Raw genomic sequence first — 22,025 nt, 5'->3', positions numbered from 1 at the left:
TACTGGCTTATGGGATTTTCAGACGTGGTCCGCTGGGCGGAGCACCGCATCAACAGCGTCGACGTGAAGGCGAAATCGCGCCGCGGCTGGGTACCGCAGGTCACCGGCTTTACCGGCTACGGCAACGCCGAGCGCGCCCGCGTCCTCGGCCGCGTGCTCATGGCAGACCCGGAGCGCGAGCCGAAGACCGAAGTGGAGCGCGGCTACCGCCAATTCTTCACCACCCAGGTCCCCAACATCGCGGTCACCGTCGAGCTGGGCGACCAGCGCGTCACCGCCCAGACCGACCGCAACGGCTACCTCGAAGTACTGATTCTGGACCACGGGCTTCCACCCGGCTGGCACACCGCCACCGTGCGCACCCCCTTGAGCGCCGAGGCCACCGAGGCGCGGGTGCAGATCATCGCCGACGACGTCACGCACGGCCTGATCTCGGATGTGGACGACACGATCATGGTGACCATGCTGCCGCGCGCCATGCTCGCCGCATGGAACTCCTGGGTGAAGAAAACGAATACGCGCCAGCCCGTGCCCGGCATGCGCGACCTGTACGCGGAACTCCTCGCGCCCGGCGAGCCGACGTTCTACGTCTCCACCGGCGCGTGGAACACCTTCGACACGCTCACGGACTTCATCGCGCGCGAGAAGCTGCCGCCCGGCCCCCTGCTGCTCACCGACTGGGGCCCGACCCCGACCGGGCTGTTCCGCAGCGGCCAGGAGCACAAGCGGGTCGCGCTGCGCAACCTCATCGTGGACTTCCCCAACATCCGCTGGACGCTGGTTGGCGACGACGGCCAGCACGACCCCATGCTCTACTCGGACCTCGTCCAGGAGCACCCCGACCGGGTGCGCCTGGTGGCGATCCGCGAGCTCAGCCGCTCCGAGCACATGCTCGCCCACGGCACCACCGCCACCATTTCGCAGCCCGGCAACTACCGCACGATCAAGGCGATCCACGGGCACACCGGCTTCGACTTGGCGAGGGAGTTCAAGAAGCTGTGAAACGGACTCTCGCCGCGCTGCTCTGCACAATCGGCGTGCTTTCCGCCTGCCAGGAGCCGCCGGCAGAGGAGCTGGCACCCGTGCTCACCGAGCAGGACGAACGCCTCGGCGTGGACCCGCAGTGGCTCGAAGACGAGGTGTCAAAGATTTCGCGCGAAACTGACACCGCGCTGGGCATCGTGCTTATCGACGACGACTTCTCCGCCACCCGCGCCGGCGACACCAGCATGCTGCGTTCCTGGTCCACCATCAAGGTGCCGGTGGCGTTCGCCGCGCTGGAGCACTGCGACGTCGATAAGGCGACGCGCGAAGCGCTGATGACCTCAATGATCGAGGTCTCCGACAACGCCTCGACCGACCAGCTCTGGTGGTGCCTGGAGGCCTCCGGCGGGGCGGAGAAGTTTGTTGGCGAGGAGATCGCAAAGGCGGAGGCGGACGTGGTACCCTCCCCGACCTGGGGCGTGACCGAGTGGCCTCTCGAGTCGCAGGCGAAGTACGCCCATTACCTTGCGCAACTTGCCGATTCGGAGCCGGACGAAAACGCCGCCTTCGTGCTCGACCTCATGGAGCACGTGGACGAGTCACAGGCCTGGGGCCTGGGCAGCCTGGGCATCCCTTTCAAGGGCGGCTGGAGCGATACCCCCGAGGGGACGTGGGAGTCGCGCCAGTTCGGCTACGCCACGCTGGGTGAGAAGCGCTACGGCATCGCCGTGGCCGCAACCAGCGAGATCGGGTCCTTTTCCGACACCACCGACGCCCTCGACAAGCTGGCCGCAGCGCTCGGCACCGTCTAGATGCCGCCGAGGAGGAGGCGCACCTGCTCGATGCGCTCGGCGGTCGGGTCTGCCCCGAGCTGGTCGCGATAGGCCCGGATGAACAGGTGTTGGGTGCCGGCGATCATGAACATGGCCGTATCGTCGAGAAGCTGCCCCGAGGCCTTTTTACCCTGCTCATCGAGCATCGCCCTGAGCCCGTCGCGGATCGGCGTAAACAGCAGGTCGCACAGCACCTGGTTGAGCTTCGCGTGCACCGGGGAGTCGATGAGGTGGCACACCATCGGCCGGTACGGTTCGATCGCGCGGGCGAGCTGGCGCACCTGCTCCGGGTAGCTTTCATCGCCGACGAAGTTGGCGGCGAACTCCTCGTAGGCAGGCGCGAGCACGGCCTCCCCGGCCGCGAGCACCACGCCGTCGCGGTCCTGGAAATGCTCGTAGAAGACCTGGCGGCTCACCTGCGCCGCCTTCACAATGCCAGAGACGGAAAGCTGGTCCACCCGCTTGGTGGCGAGCAACTCGATTGTGGCGCTCACGAGCGCCTCGCGGGTGCGGACCGCCCGCGGGTCAACACTGCCCTGTCTCCGTGCCACGTTCTTCGCCTGGGTCATTTAAAACGCCTTGCGCAGGATACCGAGCACCTCAGCGACGCGGTCGGCGGCTTCGGCGGCGCTGCCTGCTTCCCGTACGGACTTGACCATCAAGCGGAAGGCACCAGCACGCAACAGATCGCCGAGGTCCTCCTGGTACTGCTGGTCGATCTTGCCCAGGCGCTCTTGCAAGGAGTCGACCGCGTTGCGCAGCATCGGCTGCTCCGGGGTGGTAAAGACCCCCAGCACAGCGGGCAAAGCCGGGCCGCCGACCACGTTGAGCAAAAGGTCGCGCTCCTCGTACATGCCGCCGACGAGCACGTCGATGGCGGCGCGCGGGCTGTCGCTTTCGATGTATTCCTTGATATATGCGTCGATGACGGGGCGGAAGGTGTGCTCGATGAGCGCGCCGACCACGGCGTCACGGCCGTCGTAGTGCTCGTAGAAGACCTGGCGGCTCATGCCGGCGCGCTTCACGATTGCGGAGACCGTAATGTCCTCGGTCTTATTTTCCAGCTGGAGTTCCCTTGTGGCATTCAGGAATGCCCCGCGGGTCCGTACTGCGCGGGGGTCCATACTGCCCTCTCGACGGGCCATTGTCGCTCCTCTACCTCCGCTCCATCTACCGGATGCACGTTATTCTTGGAAACGGTGATCGCTTCCATCATTTCAACACCCGTAAATTACCCTATTAGTCAAATTTAAGAAAGTGGGTTGCAGTGTCTACTGCTTCTTCTCTCGCAGATACCACAGTTGCGCTGCTGCAAGAGTTAATTCAGCTCGCGTGCGTCAACGATCTCACCCCCGATTCTGGGCAGGAGCACAAGGCCGCGGATGCGCTCGAACGCTTCTTCGCGGATTGCCCCAACGTGCGCGTCGAGCGCTTCGAGTCGCACCCGGGTCGCACCTCCATCGCCTTCACGCTGGAGGGCTCGGACCCGGACGCCGAGCCGCTGACTCTGCTCGGCCACACCGACGTGGTACCGGTCGATGCGGCGAAGTGGACGAAGGAGCCCTTCGGGGCCCAGCTTATCGACGGCCGCGTGTACGGCCGCGGCGCCACCGACATGCTCTACATCACCGCCGCCATGGCCGCCGTGGTGCGCGACGTCGCCTTAAGCGGCACCCAGCCCGCCGGCACCCTGACCTTTGTCGGCTGCGCCGACGAGGAAGCCCGCGGCGGGCTCGGGGTCGGCTGGCTGGCCGAGCACCACCCGGACGCCTTTTCCTGGAAGAACTGCCTGTCCGAGGAGGGCGGCTCGCACCTGCCCGTACAGGACGGCTCGGACGCGCTGGTCGTCGTCGTGGGCGAGAAGGGTGCCGCGCAGCGCCGGCTGACGGTGCACGGGGACGCCGGCCACGGCTCTACCCCGCACGGGCGGGAGCTGACCATTGCGAAGATCGGGAAGGTGGCGGAGCGCGTCGCGGCGCTTACACCCCCGGTGACCACGGACGAGCCGTGGCCCGGCTACGTGCGGGCGTGGAAGTTCGACGAGGCGACCGAGGCGGCCCTGCTTGCCGGCGAGGGCTACGAGGCCTTCGGCCAGCTTGAGCGCTACTCGCACGCGATGAGCCACCTCACCGTCGCGCCGACGGTGCTGCGCGCGGGCGGGGCGATCAACGTGCTGCCCTCTGAGGCCTCGCTGGATTTAGACATCCGCCAGCTGCCCGGCCAGACCCAGGAGGAGATCGACGAGCTGCTGCGCGAGGCGCTGGGCGACATGGCCGACGAGGTGGAGATCACTCACCTGATCACCGAGGACGCCACGGTCTCGCCGACCGAAGGCCCGTTGTACGAGGCGATCGTGGACACCTTTGCCGAGTTCTTCCCCGACGCCGCCGTGGTGCCGACACTGGCCGCCGGCGGCTCCGATCTGCGCTTTGCGCGCCGCAAGGGCGGGGTCGGCTACGGCTTCGCCCTGCACCAGCGCGAGCGCACACTCGGCCAGGTGCTTGACCTTTTGCACAGCCACGACGAGTACGTGGAAGTAGAGGACATGGAGCTGACCGTCAAGGCCTATCGGAGCCTGGTGCGGCGGATGGTGAAGGCGTAAAACCTTTCGCACCCCTTTCGCACCCCTTTCACATCTGTCACATCCGTGCCATACTGGGCCGCATGAAGATTCGCGCTATTGCCCTGTCCGCGGCCGCCGCGGGCACCCTCTTTGCCGCCCAGCCCGCCCACGCCGACGCGATTGACGACGCCCTGGCGAAACTCCCCGCCGGCGAAATCTCCTGCGAGCAGGCAGAAAAGTACTGGACCAACGACGCCGACTACAACGCCAAGGTGCGCCAGGCGCGCACCATCGCGCGCTTCGACAGCCGCGGCCCGCAGATTCTCGACGCACTCGCACGCGTCGAAAGCGCGGCCAACCGCTGCGGACTCAAGGGCACCAACGGCGGGGGCCAGCAGGCTCCGGCGCAGCAGGCCCCGGCGAAACCTGCTCCGGCCCAGCAGGCTCAGCCCGCGCCCGCGAAACCTGCACAGTCGGCACCTGCTCAATCCGGGAAGCCGGTGATCGTGCTCGCGCCGCAGGGCGTGCCGACCTTCGACGCCCCGGTGTCCAACGTGGCCACGGTGCGCCTACCGGACCTGGCGGTCATCGCGCAGCAGCTGCTCGCCCAGTACGCACCGGGCTCCTCGCTGCCGTTCTAGGCCTGCCACTCGTAGAAGACTTCTTCCCCGGCGCGGATGCGCACCCCGTAGGTGGGTTCTAACCACGCGTCGGTTTGGATTTCCTCGCCGCCCTCGCCACGACTCCGAAGGGAGATCGTGGCGTTTTGCTTGTCCAGGACCTCCACCTCGGCGTGCGTGAGCCACTGGTTGCGGCGGCGCACCCCGATGAGCTTCTTGTGCTCGGCGAGCACCCAGGCACCCAGCTCAGAGAGTTCCGCAGGGGTGGCGGGCAGTGGGGGGCGTACGGGGTCGTCGGCGGCGAAGCCCTCGCCGCGCAGCGCTTCGAAGCCCTGCTCGTCGCCGTAGTAGATGCTCGGCATGCCGGGCAGGCTCATCAGCAGCGCGAGCGCGATGATCTCGCCGTCCTGGCCCACCTTGGAGGCGATGCGGTCGACGTCGTGGTTGCCGATGAAGATGTTCGGCAGGGTGCGCGCAGCGGTCTCGGCGTGGCGGCCGATCGCGTGGTCGAGCTCCCAGAAGTTCGTGTCCGCAATCGACGACCACAACCCCTTCCACAGCTCGTACTGCGTGACCGCATCCAGGGTGCCCGCCTCGGTGATGGCGGCGTAGTCGCCGTGGATGACCTCGCCGAGGATGAGCACGTCGGGGAACTCCTCGCGCACGCGCTTAAGCACGGTGCGCCAGAACTCGGGCGGCACCGAGTAGGCCACGTCCAGGCGCCAGCCCTGGATGCCGCGGCGCAGCCAGTGGCACATGATGTCCACCACCGCGTCGACAATGCGCGGGTCCTCGTGGTGCAGGGTGGCCAGGTCGGCGTGGCCCTCCCAGTCGGTGTCGCCGGCCAGTCCCTCGGCGACCCAGGGGTGGGTGCGGGCGACGTGGTTGAACACGCCGTCGAGCATGACCTGGATGCCGCGGGAATGGCAGGCGGTGATCAGGCGGTCGAAATCGGCGTCGTCGCCAAGCCGGGCGTCGATGCGGTAATGATCGAGCGTGTCGTAGCCGTGGGTGACCGACTCGAAGATGGGGCCGAGCAACAGCCCGTTGCAGCCGAGCTCGATGAGGTAGTCCAGCCAGGCCTCCAGCTGGCCGAGGCGGTGCCCGGAATCGTCGCCTGCGCGGTCGCGGATGGGGGCGCCGGTGGCGCCGAGCGGGTAGACGTGCCACCAGATCACGTCGGCGAGTTGCGGTTTCATGTAGGTGGGCTCCTTCCACGCGGATGTAGGCTCAAGGGCATGACGCGCCGCTTGAGTGTCGAGGAACGCCGCGCCGAAATCCTCGACGCCGCCACCACGACCTTCGCTTCCCTGCCTTATGGCGATGTCTCTGCCCAGCTTATCGCCCAGCGCTGCGGGGTGTCGGAAGGCCTCATCTTCCACTACTTCGGCTCCAAAGCGGGCCTGTACGCGGCGTTTCTGCAGGAAACAGCGTTCGACTTCACCCGCTTCCGCGAGCCCGCCGAGCTTGTGCGCGCCTACCTCGACCACATCGCCGCGCGCCCCTTCGTCTGGGCGGCCGGCCGCCGCAGCGGGGAGGAACCGCTCGAGGCGATCCACCTGCGCATCGAGCACCGCGACGCCACCGTCCACACGCTGTGCGAGCTCCTCGGCCGCAGCGACGAGCGCGCCCGCGTCGCGGTCTCCGGCTCACTCGGCTTTCTCGACGCCATCGCGCTGGACTGGGTCGACGAGGGCTGCCCCGCCGCGCGTCGCCAATTGCTTCTCGACGCCACACTCGCCGCCCTCACAGCCGCCCTCTAGCCCTCCCCGCGCCGCCGGATCAGCGGCTCGAGGCGGTCCTGCAGGCGTTCGCGCCACGCCTCGACGGCCTCCTTGTAGCCCTCCTCGTGCGGGTGCATGCCGCGGTGGGTGAAGGTGACCTGCGTTTCGCCCTGCTCCTCCTCGCTGTCGCTGAGCTCGAAGATGAGCGAGGTGTCGTCCCAGTCGCGGTCCTCCTTCTCCTTGCCCGTGGTCTCGGTATGCCAGACCAGGCGGTCGCCCTCTGCGGCCTCTTCGACGCGGAACTCGGCGTATTGGCTGTCCGTGTCGAAGTGGAACTCGCCGCCGGCCTCGGCCGCCGAGCCCTCGATGTGGTCGTCCCACCAGTCCTTCGGCGTGGTGATCGCCTTGAACACCGCGGTACGCGAGGCGGGCACGGTGAAGGTGGTGGAGAAGTCCTTGATGGCGCGGACCTTGGTGCCGTCGGAAAACTCGTAGTCCGGCATGGCGGAGTCGGGGTCGTAGATGCTGACCTCGTAGCCCTCGTCGCGAAGCTGGCGCAGCCCCTCCTTGATGAGCAGGCGGCCGGCCTTATTGAAGCTGGTCACATTCGACACGTCGAGCACCAGCGTGCCGCCGACGATGCGCTCGCCGGACAGGTCGTGCAGGATCTTCTCCGCGGCGGTGAAGTTGATCATGCCCTGCAGCACCACCACGGTGCAATCTTCTCTGCGCTCCACCGACCGAATCCCCGGCGCCGTGTAGTAATCCGCGCCCATCAGGTTCAGCCCGAGCGAGGCGGACATCTCGCGGAAGATCTTCACCCCGCGCACCGAGTTACCCTGCTCGTTCAGCCGCGGACTCAGCGACGCCAAGCCCAGCTGCCCCGGCATCGTGCCGATCAGCCCGCCGGCCACACCCGACTTCGCGGGGATGCCCACGTTGACCATCCACCGCCCCGAGCCGTCGTACATGCCCGCCGAAGTCATCACCGCCTGCGTAATCCGCGCCGCGGCCGCGGAGCAGACCCGCTCGCCGGTGATCGGCTGGACTCCGCCGTTGGCCAGGGTGGCCGCCATCGTCGCCAGATCGCGCACGGTGACCAGCACCGCGCACTGCTGCGTGTAGGACTCGATCGCGTCGTGCGCCTGGTCCTGCACCATGCCGAACTCGCGCAACAGGTGCGCAATCGCCAGGTTGCGGTGCGCGGTGCCGATCTCGGACTCCACCAGCGACTCGTCGATAGTCAGCTCGCGGCCCGCAAGCTTGGAAAAGAACGCGCGGATCTTCTCCACCCGCTCCTGAACCGAGGACTCAGCGCCGTTGATCAGCTGGTTCACCGCGATCGCGCCCGCGTTGATCATCGGGTTCGCGGGCCGGTGCGTGTCCTCCTCCAGCGAAATCGCGTTGAAAGCATCGCCCGACGGCTCCACGCCCACGTACTTGTGCACCTCCGCCGCGCCCAGCTCCTCCAGCGCGAGCGCGTAAACGAACGGCTTGGAGATGGACTGGATGGTGAACTCGTAGTCGTCATCGCCCGCCGAGTAGAGGTTCCCCGACGTCGTGCACAGCGCCACGCCGAGCTTGTCGGGGTCGGCGGCGGCGAGCTCCTCGATGTAGTCGGCGAGCTCGCCGCTGTCGTCGTCGCGGACTCGTTCCAGCAGGTGGTCAAGGTATTCAGGTACAGGCGTAGGCATGCGCGCCAGTCTAGAGCTTCATGCTTAGCGACGCCCACTCTTTCCTCTTTGTCTAGTTTCCTTGCCATCGTGGCGCGTTTTCTTTATTGTTTGTCGTAGGCGCTTACATAGACCCGAAAGGAGCGCTGATGCCAGACACACACGAAAACATGGTCCGCAAGTGGCGGCGGTGGCAGGAACTCTCCCAAGCCGAACTCGCCCAACAGGTGGGTGTCTCCCGCCAGACCATCGCCAACATCGAAAAAGGTAACTACTCCCCCTCCGTCCACCTCGCACTCGACATCGCACGCACGCTCGGCAAGACCGTCGAAGCCCTCTTCGGCGACGAGCAGGAAGGATAATCCCATGTTGAAGAAGTACGGCGACACCAAAATCGCCCTGGCGAACCAGGGCACCGACGACGAATACCAGCAGCAGATCTTGCATCAGTCCAGCACGGTGACCTCGGAGACGCTGCTGTACACCACCACGTTCATCATGGCGATCCTCGCCTGGGTCCTGCCGAGCGGCGCGGCCATCTACTCGCTGCTCGCCCTGCTGCCCGGCACGCTTGCGCAGACCGCCGGCGCACTGTGGATGCAGAACTACACCCCGCGGCCCCGCCCGCCCAAGATTTTCACACTGTCAACACTGCCCATCTGGATCTTCCTCGCGATCACCTTCGCTGGCATTGCCTTCAACGACTACGACGGCGATCCGAGCGGCGCGGTCGGCATAGTTGTCGGCGCGATCGTTGGCGGTGGTGCGGCCGCGATCTTCGCACCCCGCCTGCAGCGCTCGCAGCGTCGCAAAGACGAGGAACGGCTGGACCAAAACCTCGAGGATTAATAACCACGGTTATAATCGGCAGTATTCCGTTCACGACAAGGAAGGATGCCGATGTACCTCGCAGAAAAGCCGAACCCGAAACTCAACTACCTCAGCGATGAGCACGCCGAAATCATCAAGGCGACGCTCCCGCCGGTGGGCGAAAACATCGAGACGATCACCACGACGTTCTATTCCAAGATGTTCGCCGCCCACCCGGAACTCATCGCCAACACGTTCAACCGCGGCAACCAGAAGCAGGGCGCGCAGCAGAAGGCTCTGGCCGCTTCCGTCGCCACTTTCGCCACCCAGCTGGTGGACCCGTCAGCGCCGGACCCGGTCATGATGCTCGACCGTATCGCCCACAAGCACGTCTCGCTGGGCATCCGCAAGGACCAGTACCAGATCGTGCACGACAACCTCATGGCCGCGATCGCCGAAGTGCTCGGCGACGCGGTCACCCCCGAGGTCGCAGAGGCCTGGGACGCCGTCTACTGGCTCATGGCCGATGTGCTAATTCAGCACGAGGCCAAGCTCTACGCCTCCGACGGCGTCACCGACGGCGACGTCTTCCGCCGCGCGACCGTCACCGCCAAGGAGCAGCTCACCGACACGGTGTTCACCTACACCCTCACCGGTGATTTTTCTACCCCGCGGCCCGGCCAGTACACCTCCGTGGGCGTCACGCTTGACGACGGCGCGCGCCAGCTCCGCCAGTACTCCATCATCGAAGGCGACGCGAACTCCTACCGCATCGCCGTGGAAAGCGACGGCGAGGTCTCCACCTTCCTGCGCGAACGCGTAGAAGTCGGCGACACCGTCGACGCAACCCTCGCCGCCGGTGACCTCGTCCTCCAGGACGGCGACAACCCGGTCGTGCTGATCTCCAGCGGTATCGGCTCCACCCCGATGGTGGGCATCTTGGGCCACCTCGCCCGCACCAACTCGGACCGGAAGGTGTGCTACCTGCACGCCGACGATTCCGAGGAATCGTGGGCGCAGCGCGAGGAAACCCGCGCGCTCGCGGACAAGCTCCCCAACGCCGAGGTGCGCGCGGCCTTCCGCAGTCAGGGCGAGCGCATCACCATCAGTGAGGCAGATGTCGACGGCGCTGATGTCTACCTCTGCGGCGGCGCAAACTTCCTCCAGGCTATCCGCGAAGATCTGGCCGAAAAGTCGCCCGCCAACGTCTACTTCGAGCTGTTCAGCCCGAACGACTGGCTGATCAACTAGCGCGGGTCAGTGATGCGCGCCCCGCACTCGTTGAACCGGTCAAAGGGCTTGAGCTCGACCTTGAGCTCGCCCGCCCGCCCGTCGATGTAACCCGCGTGGAGCGCGCCCACCGTCCGGTCCGGCAGCGTGCCGTCCGGGCCGATGAAGGGGCAGGCGCGCAGGCCCACCTCGCGCGAGGTCTCGGCTACGGAATCCTCCCGCATGTCCGGGTCAAAGCCCATCGCGCGCAGCAGCCGCACGAGCCCTTCGGCGGCCTCGTCCAAATCCTCCGGCACATCCCCCTTGTGTCCGGACTTCGCCGCCCACTGCTGTCCGATCTCGCGGGCTTGCTCCAGGTCCCCGTCGGCAAGCATGCCGGTGAGCATCTCGACGAGTTCGATGTACTCGCTCGCCACCTCGCTACCACGCGGCACCCGCGCGGTGAAGATATGCGAGGGACGCCCCCGCCCCACCGTGTGCGCCTGCCTGCGCGAGACCAGCTCCTGCGCGATCAGCTCATCCAAGTGGCCGCGCACGGTGTTGATGTGCATGCCGAGCTTGTGTGAGAGCTCGGCGACCTGCGCCCCGTCGGGAAACGCCTGCAGGGCATGAAAGACTTCCCGCTGCTTCGCGCTCAATTCGGCGGCGGCAGCGGTGAGCTGAGACGCAGGGCGTGGCGCTCGTCGGCGAACCATGTTTCACACCCTCCTACGGCGGGACTTCTTAGACAGTTGCTTGAATCAAGTATAGAAAGTGCGCAGGCAAAACTCCTAGTCTGGCCATCCATCTCCAACTTTAGTACGATATTCTTCGTGGAAAAAATGAGTCGGCTACACCTCGCAACGGGTGGGCTCATTGCATTCTGGGCCAGTGTCGCGCTCATCAGCGCGCTTCTTGAGGTGCCGCGCTGGGCCATCATCCACCCGCTCACCCTTGGCGTGGTCACGACCGCCATCCTCACGTACTCCACCCACTTCACTGACGCCTTGACGCGCACCTCCTCCCGCCCTTTAGCCGTTGCTGTTCGTCTCGCCGCGCTCAATCTCGCGCTCATCGCCCTGCTTATCGACGCCCTCCGCCTCCGTTTTTCCACCCTCTCCGACATCGCCGCCGCCACCGCAGCGTGCGTGCTGCTCTGGCATGGGGCGTCCATTGCCCGCAAGCTGCGCCAGGGACTGCCTGGGCCTTTCGCCGTGACCGTCTACTGCTACATCGTGGCTGCCGTATTCTTCGTACTCGCCGTCGCCGCCGCCGTTGTCCAGCAGAACACTGCTGCCCACGCCCGACTCGCTGTCTGGGGCTTCGCCTGGCCGACCATCGCCGGCACCGTGCTCACCCTGCTTCCCACCATGACGAAACAGCGTGCCTCCACCACGGCCCGCAACCGACTTTTTCGCACGCTGCTCGTCCACTGCCTCGCCCTTCCCCTTGCAGCAGCCCTGCCAGGCACACCCTTCGCCGCACTTGCACTGCTCGTGTGCGCCCTCGCTTGGTCATTCGCGCTGCAGCCTGTCCTTGCCGGCACGCTCGTGACCGCAGAGTTCTCAGCATCCGCGCTCGAGCTCACTGCTGGCCTGCTCTGGCTGCTCGGTGCCATGTACGCCGACGCCGCAACGCAGTTCCTCGGTACGGAGCGGTTTCCAAAGCACCTCCTGGCGTTCATCTTGGTCGCGGGGCTTGCACAAATCGTCGTGGGTGCCCTCGGCCATCTCCTGCCCGTGCTCACTCGTCGCGTCACCAAGCCTGACACCGGATATCTCAAGGTCGGCCTGCTCAACGGCGGTGCCATCATCACGCTCATCACCCCACATATCGGCCTCCCTATCCTGGTGGTTGGGCTGGTCCTGCACGCAAGAAAGGTCGCTTTCCCATGAACCGAACCGAATCCCTCGCCTGGGGGCTGATCGCCCTCTTCGTCACCCTTGTCGTGGGGCTCACCCTCGCGTTCAGCCCCACCGACACCGCGCAGGCCCCGATCAGCGAGGACGCCACCGTCTTCGACATTGACATTCAGGGCATGTCGTTCGTCCCCGACACCATCAACGTCGCCCCCGGCACCCACGTCGTGCTCACCATCACCAACTCCGATACCCAGCAGCACGACCTCAAGCTTAGCGACGGCCACACCGGCCGCATCGACCCCGGCGAAACCGTCACCCACGACTTCGGCGTCTTCGACGAGGACACGCAGGGCTGGTGCACAATCGCCGGACACAAGGCGATGGGGATGACTTTTGATGTGGTCACGAGTGGGGGCGGTGGGGCGTCGACAAGCGGCGAAGGGCGCGACGCGACACTGCCGGAAGCCAGCGGCGAGCTGCACGAGCACACCTGGACCATCGAAGACGACGGCGACACCTGGACCTTCGACGGCCAAGCACCCGGGCCGACGCTGCGCGGACGCGTGGGCGACCGCTTCCGCATCACCATCGAAAACCGCGGACACATGACCCACTCCATCGACTTCCACGCAGGCGAAATCAGTCCCGACGAACCCATGCGCGACATCCAGCCGGGCGAGCACCTCACCTACGAATTCACCGCGCGGCGCTCAGGGATCTGGATGTACCACTGCGGCACCATGCCGATGAGCCAGCACATCGGGATGGGCATGGTCGGTGCCGTCGTGATCGACCCGCCGGACCTTGCGCCCGTCGACGGCGAATATCTCCTCGTCGCGCGCGAAATCTACGGCGACGAGCCCGCGACCGCCTTCAACGACCACCCCGCGCAATACGTCGAGCGGCCCATCGAGGCGCACGTCGGCGACACCGTCCGCGTGTGGCTACTCAACGCAGGCCCCGACACCGCGCTGAGCTTCCACGTCGTCGGCGAAATCTTCGACACCGTGTACAAAGAGGGGACCTATTCGCTTCGCGACGCCCACGACACCGGCTCCCAGGCCCTCGACCTGCTTGCCGCACAGGGCGGGTTTGTCGAGCTCACCTTCGACGAGCCGGGCACCTACACCTTTGTCAACCACCTCATGACCGAGGCGGAGCAGGGCCAGCGCGGCCAGTTCCTGGTTCGCGCGAACTAGCCCGGGCCACGTGGTCGGTGCCGGTGGGCGTGACCTGGCCCGACGGCGAGACGTAGACGATCTGCCCGCCGCGGCGCTCAGTGTGCCCGCGGGTGACGCGGCCCGCCTGGTGGTTGTGGTAGCGGCACAGCCAGCCGAGGTTGCTCACCACCGTTTCGCCACCAAAGCGATGCTCGGTCATGTGGTGGGCGTCGCAGCGCGAGGCCGGCACGTCGCAATCTTTCCACGTGCAGGTGGCGGAGTCGGCGAGCATCATCGTGCGGTGCTTCTCCGTGGCCAGGCGCATGTCGTAGGCGTTAACGGGGCCGTCCATCGCGCCGATGAGGATGATGTGGCCGAACTGTGAGAACTTCATGCGCACGAACTCCTCGCCGGGCATGACGACCCCGTTGGCGAAGCGGACCGTGACGTCCTTGCCCGCGCCGGAGAGAATCTTCTCGTAGTCGCCCAGATCCAGGTTCACGCTGAGCTTGACCAGGTAGTCGGCCCGCGGGCAGTCCTGGGTCAGCCAGGTGGTGACGTCGTTTTTGGCCGCGTCGTAGGCGGCTTGGACGTCGAGCGCGGGGCCGGTGACGCGTAGCGTCGCTAAGCCATCGCCATGGTGCTTGACGCGAGCGCAGGCGGTGCGCGGCGCGGGCGGCTGCAACTCTTCCTTCAGCGCCGCCGCCCGCTTCCGAATCCGCGACAAGTCCCCGGCAGTGTTGCACAGCGTGTCGATGTAGTGCCAGCGCTTCGTCGCGTCCTTGATCGAGTTCGCCGTGCGCGCGATGTAGGCGAGCGTCTCGATCCGGTGCCCGTTTTCGCGCGCCCCCTCGTGCGCGCGCTGCTGGTAGCGCGAGTGCGAAGTCGCCGCGCACAGCGTCCGCGCCGCCGCGACCAACTGCTTCGCGCGGTCGTACTGCACGCCCTCGGCCTGCACCTCGCGAGCAGACTTGCCCGCCGCAGCGGCGACAAAGTCGAAACCGCTCCGGTCGAACTGGGCAAGTGAGGCGAGTGCGTTCATGCCCGCCACAATACCCGGTTGACCAGCGCAAATGGAGGTTTGTGAGAAGTCTCCCACTTTGCCCGGATCACGGAACCGGCGGGCGAGTTTTTGCGTCTAATAGTGTTTAGGCTTTTGCGGCGAGCAGTTCGGCTTTTTGCGCGCGCACGGCCCGCACCATCAGCGGCAGGAAGGCAACGAGGACGCCGAAGCAGCACGCACTCATCGCCACGCGCAGCCAGGAGTTTTCGGTGGCAATCCAGACCACGAGCGCGGCGTTGAAAAGCACCACGCGAAACAGCGAGCCGCGGGCGAGTTCGGCCAGCCCGGCGCGCACGGCGCGGGGGCCGCCGCCCATCGTCGTGGGCAGCAGGTAGCTCATGGTGCCGATCAGTAGCTGGGCGGCGAACCCGAGCAGGAGCGCGAGCGTCGGGATGTCCGGCAGGTCGATCGGCATGGCGAGGCGCACGGCGAACCAGAGCATCGCGACAAGCAGCCAGATCAGTGCCGCGAAGGCGCTGAGGCCGGGGTAGGTGACGCGGTCACGGGGGTCGCGAAGCACCTCGAGGACGTTGACCAGAAAGCCGTGGAAGGTCCACAGCCACGCGGCGACGTACACCAGCACGCCGACGCTGGTGAGCAGGTCCACGCCCGCGAGTGCGCCACAGCTCGCCACGATCACGCCGGCGGCGGCGAGCGGGATCGACGTGCCCGCGCGGTCTCGCATCCCGTTGATGCGCCACATCGCTGGGAAGAGCACGGTCAGCGACGCGAGCGCGGCGAAGCCGACGAAGCCGCCAACGTTGACAAACAGGTGCGCCATCCGCACGCGTTCCTGCCAGTCGCCGGGCAGCCCGTAGGACAGGGCGGCGCCAAACACGACGCCAACCGGCAGGCAGGCCGCGCTCGCCACGTAGCCAAGCGCGACCGCCCGGTGCCGCTTGTCGCGCCCGGCGCGCCGCACCTGCGCGTACAAAAGCCACGCGTGCCAGGCCAGCACCCCCGCGACGAGTGCCGCGCCGATCCACGTCAGCCAGTAGGTCACGAGCACCTGACCGACCAGCACGGCCACCACGCCCGCGTTGAGCGCCCAGGTGCGGCGCAGCTGGGCGGGCCGGGCGGCGTCGGGAAGCCGCTGCTGCAGGAAGCGCTCGGTGAGGTTTTGCGACCACACCACAATCGAGTTCGTCAAAATCCCGAGCGTGAACACGTGGATGAGCAGCCATCCTGGCTCGGTGAACACAACGTGCGTCAGCCCGAGCACAATGAACACGAGCATCCAGACGGTCACCGGCCTAGACGCGCGCCTGTGCCAGGTGTGCGGGCTCCAATCCTTCGCCATATTCCCAATATAGCCCGTGCTTATTCGATGAGCTCGAGCAGCTTCTCGACGACCACCGCCCTGTTCCCCTCCGCCAACGGCCGCGCATAAATGTGGTCGTGCACCCACAGCACCGAGGCCGCGAGCAGGTTCGGGTCGGTTGCCGTGTCGTCGGAACGCGGCAGCCACCGGTCCTCCACCTCGAGCCAGGGGCGCGAGAAGTCGGGGTGCGTGCGGGAGTGGAGGGTGACCATGAGCTCGGCGAGCGGCTCGTGTTCGCTCATGGTCACCAGCATCGCCCGGTAGCGCTCGCGCGGGGTGAGCGCATCTGCGTCCTTGCCGCCGGCGTGGGCGCGGACTTTGTCCTCCCACACGGCCGCGGTGTACTCGTGCAGCCCGACCAGCAGGGCGTGGCGGGACGGGAAGTGGTAGAGCAGGCCGGACTTGGACAGGTCGGTCTCAGTGGCGAGCCGGTCGTAGGTGACGGCCTCGATGCCGCCCGGGTCGGAGGCGACGATGGCGTAGGCGGTGCGCAGGATGTCGTCGCGCTTACTTTTGCGGGGCATGGAGTTCTCCAGACTTGGGGTTGTCGCGGAAGCAGAACGCGGTCGTGGCGGAAAAGACGAGCGCCGCGGCGGCGAGGACGAGTAGGACGGCGTGGTAGGCGTCGGTGTAGGCGGTGGCGGCGGCGGGGTCTGGCGTGGCGTCGTAAAGCGCCTCCATGCCCCGCGGGAAAGACCGCTCGAACCAGAGCGGCAGCAGCGAGCCGGTAATCGCGACGGTGAGCAGGGTGCCGAACTCGTAGGAGACCTCTTCGACGCCCGCGGCCATGCCCGAGCGGTGCGCGGGCGCGGCGCCGATAATCGCGATCGAGCTGACGCTCATCACGCAGCCGGCGGAGAAGCCGAGAATGACCAGCGCGAGGAGCTCCAGGGCGAGCCCCTCGGCGGAGTCGCCGGCAATCAGCAGCGCGGTGCCGACGGTCGCGCCGAGGAAGCCTCCGGCGATGAGCGGGAGGAAGCCGATGCGGTGCAGGTTCGCGCCGCCGAGGACGGAGGCAGGGATCGCCGCGACGGCCATCGCGGTAATGACTGCGCCCGCGTGCAGGGGCGTGAAGCCGCTGACCAGCTGCAGCTTCTGGGCCGTCATCAGCTCCACGCCCGCGAGCACGAACATGCCGCCGGCCGCGGCGATCACGCCGCCGGTAAAGAGGCGGGAGCGGAAGATGTCGAAGGTGAGCAGCGGGTCGTCAAGCCGGTGCTGGCGGCGCACGAAGAGCCAGCCCGCGGCAACGGCCACGGCGGCCGCGACGAGCGGCACCCAGAGCGCGCCGTCCGGATTCGCCACGCCCTTGATCGTCATGGTCAGCCCAGACAGCGCGAACAGCGAGTAGACGGAGGAGATGACGTCCCAGCGCTTCGCCGGGTTCGGCACGTTCTCCGGGGCGAGAAGCAGCGTGGCGATCAGCGCGATCACCACGACGGGCACGTTGATGAGGAAGACGGAGCCCCACCAGAAGTGCTCAAGCAGCGCGCCGCCGACGACCGGCCCGAGCGCAGCGCCAACGACGGCCACGGACGCCCAGATCCCGATCGCCGTGTTGCGCTCCTGCTCGTTGGGGAAGGTCAGGCGGATCAGCGCGAGCGTGGCGGGCATCATCACCGCCGCGCCGAAGCCGAGCAGACCGCGCGCGGCGACCAGTTCCCACGGGCCCGGCGCGAAGGCTGCGGCCAGCGAGGCCACGCCGAAGATGACCAGGCCGACGAGCCACATGAGGCGGTGGCCGAGTTTGTCGCCAAGCGTGCCGGTGCCCAGCAACAACCCCGACAGCACCAGCGGGTAGGCGTTAATGATCCACAGCGACTGCGCGGGCGTCGTGTGCAGCTGGGTGCTCAGCGCCGGCATGGCGGTATACAGGATCGAGTTGTCCAGCCCGATCATGAGCAGGCCGGAGGAGATTACGGCAAAGAAGGTCCAGCGTTGGGTTGCAGAGTGCATCACGCGCCGAAACTGTAATGACCGTCCGTTTAACTTTCAACTCGGGGGAAGCGGATGGAAGCGTCGTCGCGCACCGAAAGCTCGACCTCGCCGCCGACCGGGAAGGTCAGCAGCGGGTTAGTGTGCCCGAAGCTGGCGTTGGCCACCACGGGTTTGCCCTCGAGCTCGGGGATCGACGCGATCGTCTCCTCCAGCATCGCGCGGGTGACCCGGCTAGCGGTTTGGAAGCGGCCGATGACGACGCCCTCGATGCCTTCGCCGTCGGGCATCTGCAGCAGGGAAACGAGCTCGCGGCGGAAGTCCATCACGCTGTACTTGCCGGTGACCTCGGCGAACAGGATGGCGCGCTCGAGCGAGGGCATGAACTCGGTGCCGGCAAGCAGGCCAAGCGTGCCCAGGTTCGCGCCGAGCGCCACGCCGTGCGCGGAGCCTTCCTGGATGCTCCACCAGCCGTCGTCGAGTTCGCGGACGCGGGCGTCCTGGTTGATGAACCAGTCGTCGTCGGTAAACCAGGTGCCCGGCCGCCACTCGATCGGGCCCTGCTCAAACGCGGCGGTGACAAAGCAGTCGCGGGTCAGCTCCGAGTGATCCCGCATGCCAAGGGTGGACCAGTGCGGGCCGATGTAGGTGGCCATGCCGGTGCGCGCGTAGATCGCGTTGGCGATCGCGGAGATGTCCGAGTTGCCGCACATGAACTTCGGGTGCTCGGCGATCAGGTCGAAATCCAGGTGCGGCAGGACCTCGTTGCTGGTAAACCCGCCGATGACGCTCATGATGCCCGCGACCTCCGGGTCCGTAAACGCCGCGTGCAGGTCGGCGGCGCGCGACTCGGCAGAAGAGGACCAGAACATGTCGGACTCGCGCACGTTCTCTCCGAAGGTGACGCTGATGCCCAGGTCGGCGAGGCGTCGATTAGCGAGGCTCTTGACGTACAGCCCGGCCTCGCCCTGCTCCACATAGGCCAGGGAGCGGGAGGGGGCGACCACGCGGATGGTGTCGCCCGTGTGCAGAGGTCGCGGGTAAATAGTCATTGTTCCGACATTACCCGCACGATCGAGTCGATCGTGTCTGGTTGAAGCGGCGCGGGCAAGCTGAAGCGCAGCGCGGACTGGGCGAGTTCGGGCGAGTAGCCGAGCGCGGTGAGCACCGGTGAGGGCTCCGTGCTGCCTGCCCGGCAGGCCGAGCCGGAGCTTGCGGCGAAGCCCGCGACGTCGAGCGCGACCAGCAGCGCCTCGCCGCTGATGCCCTCGACGACGAAGGACGCGTGGTTGGGCAGCCGCTCAGTGCGGTGCCCCGTCAGGCGCGCGCCGGGCACATGCTTTTCGACGCCCACGATCAACGCATCCCGCGACGCCATCATCTCCAGCGCCCGCTGCCCGGCGCGGGCCTGCTGCGCGTGTACCGCCGCGGCGAATCCGGCGATGCCCGCCACGTTTTGGGTGCCGGCGCGGCGCCCGCCCTCTTGGCCGCCACCAAAGATGACGGGCTCGAGCGGTACGTCGCGCGGCAGCAGCAGCGCACCGACACCGGCCGGGCCGCCGAACTTGTGCGAGGCCAGCGCCACGGAGGTTGCGCGCGGGCCCGGCCAGCCGCTCGCGGAGAGGTCGACGGGAAGGTTCGCGGCTGCTTGCACGGCGTCGAGGTGCAGCGCGACCTGCGCGGGGACGTGTGGCACGTTTGCGACGGTGCCGACCTCACTGTTGGCCAGGCCAAGCGCGACGAGCGTGGTGTCGGGGCGCAGGAGCCGATCGAGGTCGGCTTGAGTGAACCGCCCATGCTTGTCGACGGGCACGTACTCCACCTCAAAGCCGTGCAGCCTTTTGAGAGCGGCGCAGCTTTGCAGCACCGAGGAGTGCTCGATGGCTGAGGTGATGATGTGGCGACCGCGCGGGGCAGCCAGCGCGCGGCCGATGATGCCGAGGTTGTTGGCCTCAGTGCCGCCGGAGGTGAACACCACGCCGGCCGGGTGCACGCCGAAGGCCGCGGCGATAGTGGCACGGGCCGAGGCGAGCGTTGCGGCGGCGCGCTCGCCGGCGGAGTGCACGCTCGACGGGTTGGCGCAGGCGGTGTCGTAGACCTGCAGCATCGCAGCGCGGGCTTCGGGGACAAGCGGGGCGGTGGCGGCGGCGTCGAGGTAGGTTTCCACTAGTCGGCGACCTCATCGACGCTGTCGAGGCCCAGGTCGAGCGCGCGGGCGCTGTGGGTGAGCTTGCCCACCGAGATGACGTCTACTCCGCAGGCGGCGATTTCGGCGACGGTGTCGAGGTTGACGTTGCCGCTGGCTTCGGTGGGCACGTGGGCGTCGATAAGCGACACTGCCTCGCGCAGCTCGGCGGGCGAGAAATTATCCAGCATGATGCTGTCGACGCCCGCCGCGAGTACCGGCTCGACCTGCACGAGCGAATCGACCTCCACCTCGATGTGCGTGGTGTGGCTGACGCGGGCGCGGATCGTGCGCAGCGCCTCCGTGATGCCGCCCGGGCTCGTGGCGCCGAGCGCGGCGAGGTGATTGTCCTTGACCATCACCGCATCCGAGAGGCTGAAGCGGTGGTTGTGGCCGCCGCCGGCGCGCACCGCGTGCTTCTCAAAGGCGCGCAGGCCAGGGGTGGTTTTGCGCGTATCCACGATGCGGGCGCCGGTGCCTTCGACCGCGGCGACGTAGCGGGCGGTCAGCGTGGCGATGCCCGACATCCGCTGCGCGAAGTTCAGCGCGACGCGCTCCGCGCTCAAGATGCCGCGGGCCGGGCCTTCGATGAGCGCGAGGCGCTGGCCGGCGTCGAAATGCGTGCCGTCGGGCGCAAGCTCGGTGACGGTGATCCGCGGGTCCGTGATTGCGAAGGCCGCGCGCACCACCTCTCCGCCTGCGAAGACGCCCGGCTCGCGGGCGACGAGCGCGGTGCGCAGGCGGGCGTCGGCGGGGATCGCGGCCTCGACGGTCGCATCACCCCACGGCATGTCCTCGGCGAGGGCGGCGCGGACGGCGGTGGTGATCAGCTCCGGGGTCAGCATGGCTTCGCCGCCAGCATCCGCTCGAGCGCAACGCGCGCGTCGGCCGCGGTGGCTTCCGGCACCACGATGCGGTTTTCCACCCGGCCCTCGAGCAGCGACTCGAGCGTCCACGCCAGGTAAGCCGGGTGGATGCGGTACATCGTCGAGCACGGGCACACCACCGGGTCCAGGCAGAAGATCGTGCGGTCCGGGTACTGCTGCGCGAGCCGGTTGACCATGTTGATCTCGGTGCCGATGGCGATGACGTCGCCGGGCTTCGAGTCTTCCACCGCGCGGCGGATGACTTCGGTGGAACCGGAGGAATCGGCGGCGTCGACAACCGGCGCGGGGCACTCGGGATGCACCACGACGTGCACGCCCGGGTACTCCGCGCGCGCCTTCTCGATCTGCTCGACGGTGAAGCGGCGGTGCACGGAGCAGAAACCGTTCCACAGGATCACCTTCGCCTGCGCGAGCTCGTCTGCGGTGTTGCCGCCGAGCGGCTCGTTCGGGTTCCACATGCACATCTGCTTGTCCGCAATGCCCATCGCGCGCGCCGTGTTGCGGCCCAAGTGCTGGTCCGGCAGGAAGACGACGCGCTCGGCGCGCTCGAACGCCTCCTTGAGCACCGTCGCCGCGTTCGAGGAGGTGCACACCACGCCGTCGTTGCGGCCGCAGAAGGCCTTGATGTCGGCGGCCGAGTTCATGTACGTCACAGGCACGATCGCCTCGCCGGGCAGCGCTTCGTGCAGCTGGTCGAAGCACGCCTCGACCTGCGCGAGGTTGGCCATATCCGCCATCGAGCACCCCGCGTTCAGGTTCGGCAGCACCACGGCCTGGTCCGCGCCGGAGAGGATGTCGGCGGTCTCCGCCATGAAGTGCACCCCGCAAAAGACGAATGCCTCCGCCTCCGGGTGCGCCTTCGCCTGCTGAGCGAGGTTGAAGGAGTCCCCAATGAAGTCCGCGAACTTCACGATCTCGTCGCGCTGGTAGAAGTGGCCAAGGATCTTCACCCGCTCACCCAGCTTGTCCTTCGCCGCGGTGATCATCGCGTCGAGTTCCTCCGGGCTCGCCTGCGTATACCGCGCCGGCAGCGGCGCCTGCGGGGTGGGCAGCGGCGCGAACGTGTCGCCGCGCGAGGCACCCGGCCCGTAGGAGGCGTTCTGGGCGGTCTGCCACGGCTCGGCGGGCAGCTCCGTGTCGCAGGTGGCTTCCTGGGCCGCCTTGCGCGTAATCAAATCGGCAACTGAAGGCATGGT

General features: G+C 67.3%; 23 protein-coding genes and 1 pseudogene. 10 read left to right on the top strand and 14 right to left on the bottom strand.

The window, feature by feature from the left end; genetic code table 11:
* Window positions 1-9: 9 nt before the first annotated feature.
* Window positions 10-1,002, top strand: a complete 993-nt coding sequence (locus tag HMPREF2550_RS00910) for an App1 family protein (protein WP_070789132.1) — start codon at window positions 10-12, stop codon at window positions 1,000-1,002.
* Complete coding sequence (locus tag HMPREF2550_RS00905) at window positions 999-1,796, top strand: hypothetical protein (protein ID WP_070762838.1); 798 nt, start codon at window positions 999-1,001, stop codon at window positions 1,794-1,796. The genes HMPREF2550_RS00910 and HMPREF2550_RS00905 overlap by 4 nt, the downstream gene beginning before the upstream one ends.
* Here the strand turns inward: HMPREF2550_RS00905 and HMPREF2550_RS00900 are convergent.
* Both HMPREF2550_RS00900 and HMPREF2550_RS00895 read right to left on the bottom strand, forming a co-directional pair.
* A complete protein-coding gene (locus tag HMPREF2550_RS00900; protein ID WP_070789131.1) occupies window positions 1,793-2,386 on the bottom strand; it encodes a TetR/AcrR family transcriptional regulator in 594 nt (197 codons plus the stop codon). The two genes, HMPREF2550_RS00905 and HMPREF2550_RS00900, sit on opposite strands and share 4 nt — an antisense overlap.
* Entirely contained in the window at window positions 2,387-2,962 is a 576-nt protein-coding gene (locus tag HMPREF2550_RS00895) for a TetR/AcrR family transcriptional regulator (protein WP_083319704.1), read from the bottom strand. It abuts the gene before it with no gap.
* A gap of 122 nt (window positions 2,963-3,084) precedes the next feature.
* On the opposite strand from HMPREF2550_RS00895, the gene HMPREF2550_RS00890 reads away from it, so the two are divergent.
* Both HMPREF2550_RS00890 and HMPREF2550_RS00885 read left to right on the top strand, forming a co-directional pair.
* Window positions 3,085-4,419 carry a M20/M25/M40 family metallo-hydrolase gene (locus HMPREF2550_RS00890; RefSeq protein WP_070789127.1) on the top strand — a complete coding sequence of 445 codons (1,335 nt, stop codon included), beginning with the start codon at window positions 3,085-3,087 and terminating at the stop codon, window positions 4,417-4,419.
* Window positions 4,420-4,481: 62 nt separating this feature from the next.
* Complete coding sequence (locus HMPREF2550_RS00885; RefSeq protein ID WP_070789125.1) at window positions 4,482-5,021, top strand: hypothetical protein; 540 nt, start codon at window positions 4,482-4,484, stop codon at window positions 5,019-5,021.
* On the opposite strand, the gene HMPREF2550_RS00880 is transcribed toward HMPREF2550_RS00885, so the two are convergent.
* Window positions 5,018-6,199 carry an alpha-amylase family protein gene (locus HMPREF2550_RS00880; RefSeq protein ID WP_070789124.1) on the bottom strand — a complete coding sequence of 394 codons (1,182 nt, stop codon included), beginning with the start codon at window positions 6,197-6,199 and terminating at the stop codon, window positions 5,018-5,020. The two genes, HMPREF2550_RS00885 and HMPREF2550_RS00880, sit on opposite strands and share 4 nt — an antisense overlap.
* 39 nt (window positions 6,200-6,238) lie before the next feature.
* Between HMPREF2550_RS00880 and HMPREF2550_RS00875 the strand changes: the two genes are divergently transcribed.
* Window positions 6,239-6,763 carry a TetR/AcrR family transcriptional regulator gene (locus HMPREF2550_RS00875; RefSeq protein WP_070789122.1) on the top strand — a complete coding sequence of 175 codons (525 nt, stop codon included), beginning with the start codon at window positions 6,239-6,241 and terminating at the stop codon, window positions 6,761-6,763.
* Here the strand turns inward: HMPREF2550_RS00875 and HMPREF2550_RS12415 are convergent.
* Window positions 6,760-7,158: an SRPBCC domain-containing protein gene (locus HMPREF2550_RS12415; RefSeq protein WP_256380806.1), complete on the bottom strand. Its 399-nt coding sequence runs from the start codon at window positions 7,156-7,158 to the stop codon at window positions 6,760-6,762. The genes HMPREF2550_RS00875 and HMPREF2550_RS12415 overlap by 4 nt on opposite strands.
* A gap of 18 nt (window positions 7,159-7,176) precedes the next feature.
* Window positions 7,177-8,418, bottom strand: a pseudogene (locus HMPREF2550_RS00870) (glutaminase); the annotation flags it as partial.
* A gap of 128 nt (window positions 8,419-8,546) precedes the next feature.
* Here HMPREF2550_RS00870 and HMPREF2550_RS00865 point away from each other — a divergent pair.
* From HMPREF2550_RS00865 to HMPREF2550_RS00855, 3 genes are read left to right on the top strand one after another with little or no spacing between them, the layout of a single operon-like run.
* Window positions 8,547-8,759 carry a helix-turn-helix transcriptional regulator gene (locus HMPREF2550_RS00865; protein WP_070789116.1) on the top strand — a complete coding sequence of 71 codons (213 nt, stop codon included), beginning with the start codon at window positions 8,547-8,549 and terminating at the stop codon, window positions 8,757-8,759.
* Window positions 8,760-8,763: 4 nt separating this feature from the next.
* Complete coding sequence (locus tag HMPREF2550_RS00860; protein ID WP_070789114.1) at window positions 8,764-9,246, top strand: hypothetical protein; 483 nt, start codon at window positions 8,764-8,766, stop codon at window positions 9,244-9,246.
* 51 nt (window positions 9,247-9,297) lie between these two features.
* The gene (locus HMPREF2550_RS00855; protein WP_070789113.1) at window positions 9,298-10,458 is read left to right on the top strand and encodes a globin domain-containing protein; all 1,161 of its coding nucleotides are present in this window, start codon (window positions 9,298-9,300) and stop codon (window positions 10,456-10,458) included.
* Here HMPREF2550_RS00855 and HMPREF2550_RS00850 read toward each other — a convergent pair.
* Complete coding sequence (locus tag HMPREF2550_RS00850) at window positions 10,455-11,132, bottom strand: helix-turn-helix transcriptional regulator (protein ID WP_070789112.1); 678 nt, start codon at window positions 11,130-11,132, stop codon at window positions 10,455-10,457. The two genes, HMPREF2550_RS00855 and HMPREF2550_RS00850, sit on opposite strands and share 4 nt — an antisense overlap.
* Before the next feature lie 117 nt (window positions 11,133-11,249).
* On the opposite strand from HMPREF2550_RS00850, the gene HMPREF2550_RS00845 reads away from it, so the two are divergent.
* Both HMPREF2550_RS00845 and HMPREF2550_RS00840 read left to right on the top strand, forming a co-directional pair.
* Complete coding sequence (locus HMPREF2550_RS00845; RefSeq protein ID WP_141760478.1) at window positions 11,250-12,311, top strand: beta-carotene 15,15'-monooxygenase; 1,062 nt, start codon at window positions 11,250-11,252, stop codon at window positions 12,309-12,311.
* Window positions 12,308-13,477 (top strand): multicopper oxidase domain-containing protein, encoded by a 1,170-nt coding sequence (locus HMPREF2550_RS00840; RefSeq protein WP_070789108.1) that lies wholly within the window; start codon window positions 12,308-12,310, stop codon window positions 13,475-13,477. The genes HMPREF2550_RS00845 and HMPREF2550_RS00840 overlap by 4 nt, the downstream gene beginning before the upstream one ends.
* Here HMPREF2550_RS00840 and HMPREF2550_RS00835 read toward each other — a convergent pair.
* From HMPREF2550_RS00835 to nadA, 8 genes are all read right to left on the bottom strand, one after another.
* Window positions 13,422-14,480: an HNH endonuclease signature motif containing protein gene (locus HMPREF2550_RS00835; protein WP_070789107.1), complete on the bottom strand. Its 1,059-nt coding sequence runs from the start codon at window positions 14,478-14,480 to the stop codon at window positions 13,422-13,424. The two genes, HMPREF2550_RS00840 and HMPREF2550_RS00835, sit on opposite strands and share 56 nt — an antisense overlap.
* A gap of 106 nt (window positions 14,481-14,586) precedes the next feature.
* Window positions 14,587-15,801 carry a copper oxidase gene (locus HMPREF2550_RS00830; protein ID WP_141760477.1) on the bottom strand — a complete coding sequence of 405 codons (1,215 nt, stop codon included), beginning with the start codon at window positions 15,799-15,801 and terminating at the stop codon, window positions 14,587-14,589.
* Window positions 15,802-15,821: 20 nt separating this feature from the next.
* The gene (locus tag HMPREF2550_RS00825) at window positions 15,822-16,346 is read right to left on the bottom strand and encodes a TetR/AcrR family transcriptional regulator (protein ID WP_070789103.1); all 525 of its coding nucleotides are present in this window, start codon (window positions 16,344-16,346) and stop codon (window positions 15,822-15,824) included.
* Window positions 16,330-17,778, bottom strand: coding sequence for an MFS transporter (locus HMPREF2550_RS00820; RefSeq protein ID WP_070789101.1), 1,449 nt, complete (start codon window positions 17,776-17,778; stop codon window positions 16,330-16,332). The genes HMPREF2550_RS00825 and HMPREF2550_RS00820 overlap by 17 nt, the downstream gene beginning before the upstream one ends.
* A 29-nt stretch (window positions 17,779-17,807) precedes the next feature.
* Window positions 17,808-18,809, bottom strand: a complete 1,002-nt coding sequence (locus tag HMPREF2550_RS00815; RefSeq protein WP_070789098.1) for a S66 family peptidase — start codon at window positions 18,807-18,809, stop codon at window positions 17,808-17,810.
* Window positions 18,806-19,924 carry a cysteine desulfurase family protein gene (locus tag HMPREF2550_RS00810; RefSeq protein WP_083319703.1) on the bottom strand — a complete coding sequence of 373 codons (1,119 nt, stop codon included), beginning with the start codon at window positions 19,922-19,924 and terminating at the stop codon, window positions 18,806-18,808. The genes HMPREF2550_RS00815 and HMPREF2550_RS00810 overlap by 4 nt, the downstream gene beginning before the upstream one ends.
* Window positions 19,924-20,787: a carboxylating nicotinate-nucleotide diphosphorylase gene (gene nadC / locus HMPREF2550_RS00805; protein WP_070789097.1), complete on the bottom strand. Its 864-nt coding sequence runs from the start codon at window positions 20,785-20,787 to the stop codon at window positions 19,924-19,926. Before nadC ends, HMPREF2550_RS00810 begins: the two co-directional genes overlap by 1 nt.
* Window positions 20,781-22,022, bottom strand: coding sequence for a quinolinate synthase NadA (gene nadA, locus HMPREF2550_RS00800; RefSeq protein ID WP_070789095.1), 1,242 nt, complete (start codon window positions 22,020-22,022; stop codon window positions 20,781-20,783). The genes nadC and nadA overlap by 7 nt, the downstream gene beginning before the upstream one ends.
* Between the last annotated feature and the right edge of the window lie 3 nt (window positions 22,023-22,025).

Origin of the sequence: Corynebacterium sp. HMSC074A01 (assembly GCF_001831515.1) — a bacterium.
In the GTDB taxonomy this organism is placed as follows: Bacteria; Actinomycetota; Actinomycetes; order Mycobacteriales; family Mycobacteriaceae; genus Corynebacterium.
The sequence above is the reverse complement of the archived record's forward strand: the minus strand, read 5'-3'. Positions and strand labels throughout refer to the sequence as shown.

What these genes read in the sequence shown, in the direction of transcription:
- HMPREF2550_RS00910 (WP_070789132.1), top strand. Translation starts at nt 10, where the DNA reads ATGGGATTTTCAGACGTGGTCCGCTGGGCGGAGCACCGCATCAACAGC.
- HMPREF2550_RS00900 (WP_070789131.1), bottom strand. Translation starts at nt 2,386, where the DNA reads ATGACCCAGGCGAAGAACGTGGCACGGAGACAGGGCAGTGTTGACCCG.
- HMPREF2550_RS00895 (WP_083319704.1), bottom strand. Translation starts at nt 2,962, where the DNA reads ATGGCCCGTCGAGAGGGCAGTATGGACCCCCGCGCAGTACGGACCCGC.
- HMPREF2550_RS00885 (WP_070789125.1), top strand. Translation starts at nt 4,482, where the DNA reads ATGAAGATTCGCGCTATTGCCCTGTCCGCGGCCGCCGCGGGCACCCTC.
- HMPREF2550_RS00880 (WP_070789124.1), bottom strand. Translation starts at nt 6,199, where the DNA reads ATGAAACCGCAACTCGCCGACGTGATCTGGTGGCACGTCTACCCGCTC.
- HMPREF2550_RS00875 (WP_070789122.1), top strand. Translation starts at nt 6,239, where the DNA reads ATGACGCGCCGCTTGAGTGTCGAGGAACGCCGCGCCGAAATCCTCGAC.
- HMPREF2550_RS00865 (WP_070789116.1), top strand. Translation starts at nt 8,547, where the DNA reads ATGCCAGACACACACGAAAACATGGTCCGCAAGTGGCGGCGGTGGCAG.
- HMPREF2550_RS00860 (WP_070789114.1), top strand. Translation starts at nt 8,764, where the DNA reads ATGTTGAAGAAGTACGGCGACACCAAAATCGCCCTGGCGAACCAGGGC.
- HMPREF2550_RS00855 (WP_070789113.1), top strand. Translation starts at nt 9,298, where the DNA reads ATGTACCTCGCAGAAAAGCCGAACCCGAAACTCAACTACCTCAGCGAT.
- HMPREF2550_RS00850 (WP_070789112.1), bottom strand. Translation starts at nt 11,132, where the DNA reads ATGGTTCGCCGACGAGCGCCACGCCCTGCGTCTCAGCTCACCGCTGCC.
- HMPREF2550_RS00840 (WP_070789108.1), top strand. Translation starts at nt 12,308, where the DNA reads ATGAACCGAACCGAATCCCTCGCCTGGGGGCTGATCGCCCTCTTCGTC.
- HMPREF2550_RS00835 (WP_070789107.1), bottom strand. Translation starts at nt 14,480, where the DNA reads ATGAACGCACTCGCCTCACTTGCCCAGTTCGACCGGAGCGGTTTCGAC.
- HMPREF2550_RS00830 (WP_141760477.1), bottom strand. Translation starts at nt 15,801, where the DNA reads ATGGCGAAGGATTGGAGCCCGCACACCTGGCACAGGCGCGCGTCTAGG.
- HMPREF2550_RS00825 (WP_070789103.1), bottom strand. Translation starts at nt 16,346, where the DNA reads ATGCCCCGCAAAAGTAAGCGCGACGACATCCTGCGCACCGCCTACGCC.
- HMPREF2550_RS00820 (WP_070789101.1), bottom strand. Translation starts at nt 17,778, where the DNA reads ATGCACTCTGCAACCCAACGCTGGACCTTCTTTGCCGTAATCTCCTCC.
- HMPREF2550_RS00815 (WP_070789098.1), bottom strand. Translation starts at nt 18,809, where the DNA reads ATGACTATTTACCCGCGACCTCTGCACACGGGCGACACCATCCGCGTG.
- nadC (WP_070789097.1), bottom strand. Translation starts at nt 20,787, where the DNA reads ATGCTGACCCCGGAGCTGATCACCACCGCCGTCCGCGCCGCCCTCGCC.
- nadA (WP_070789095.1), bottom strand. Translation starts at nt 22,022, where the DNA reads ATGCCTTCAGTTGCCGATTTGATTACGCGCAAGGCGGCCCAGGAAGCC.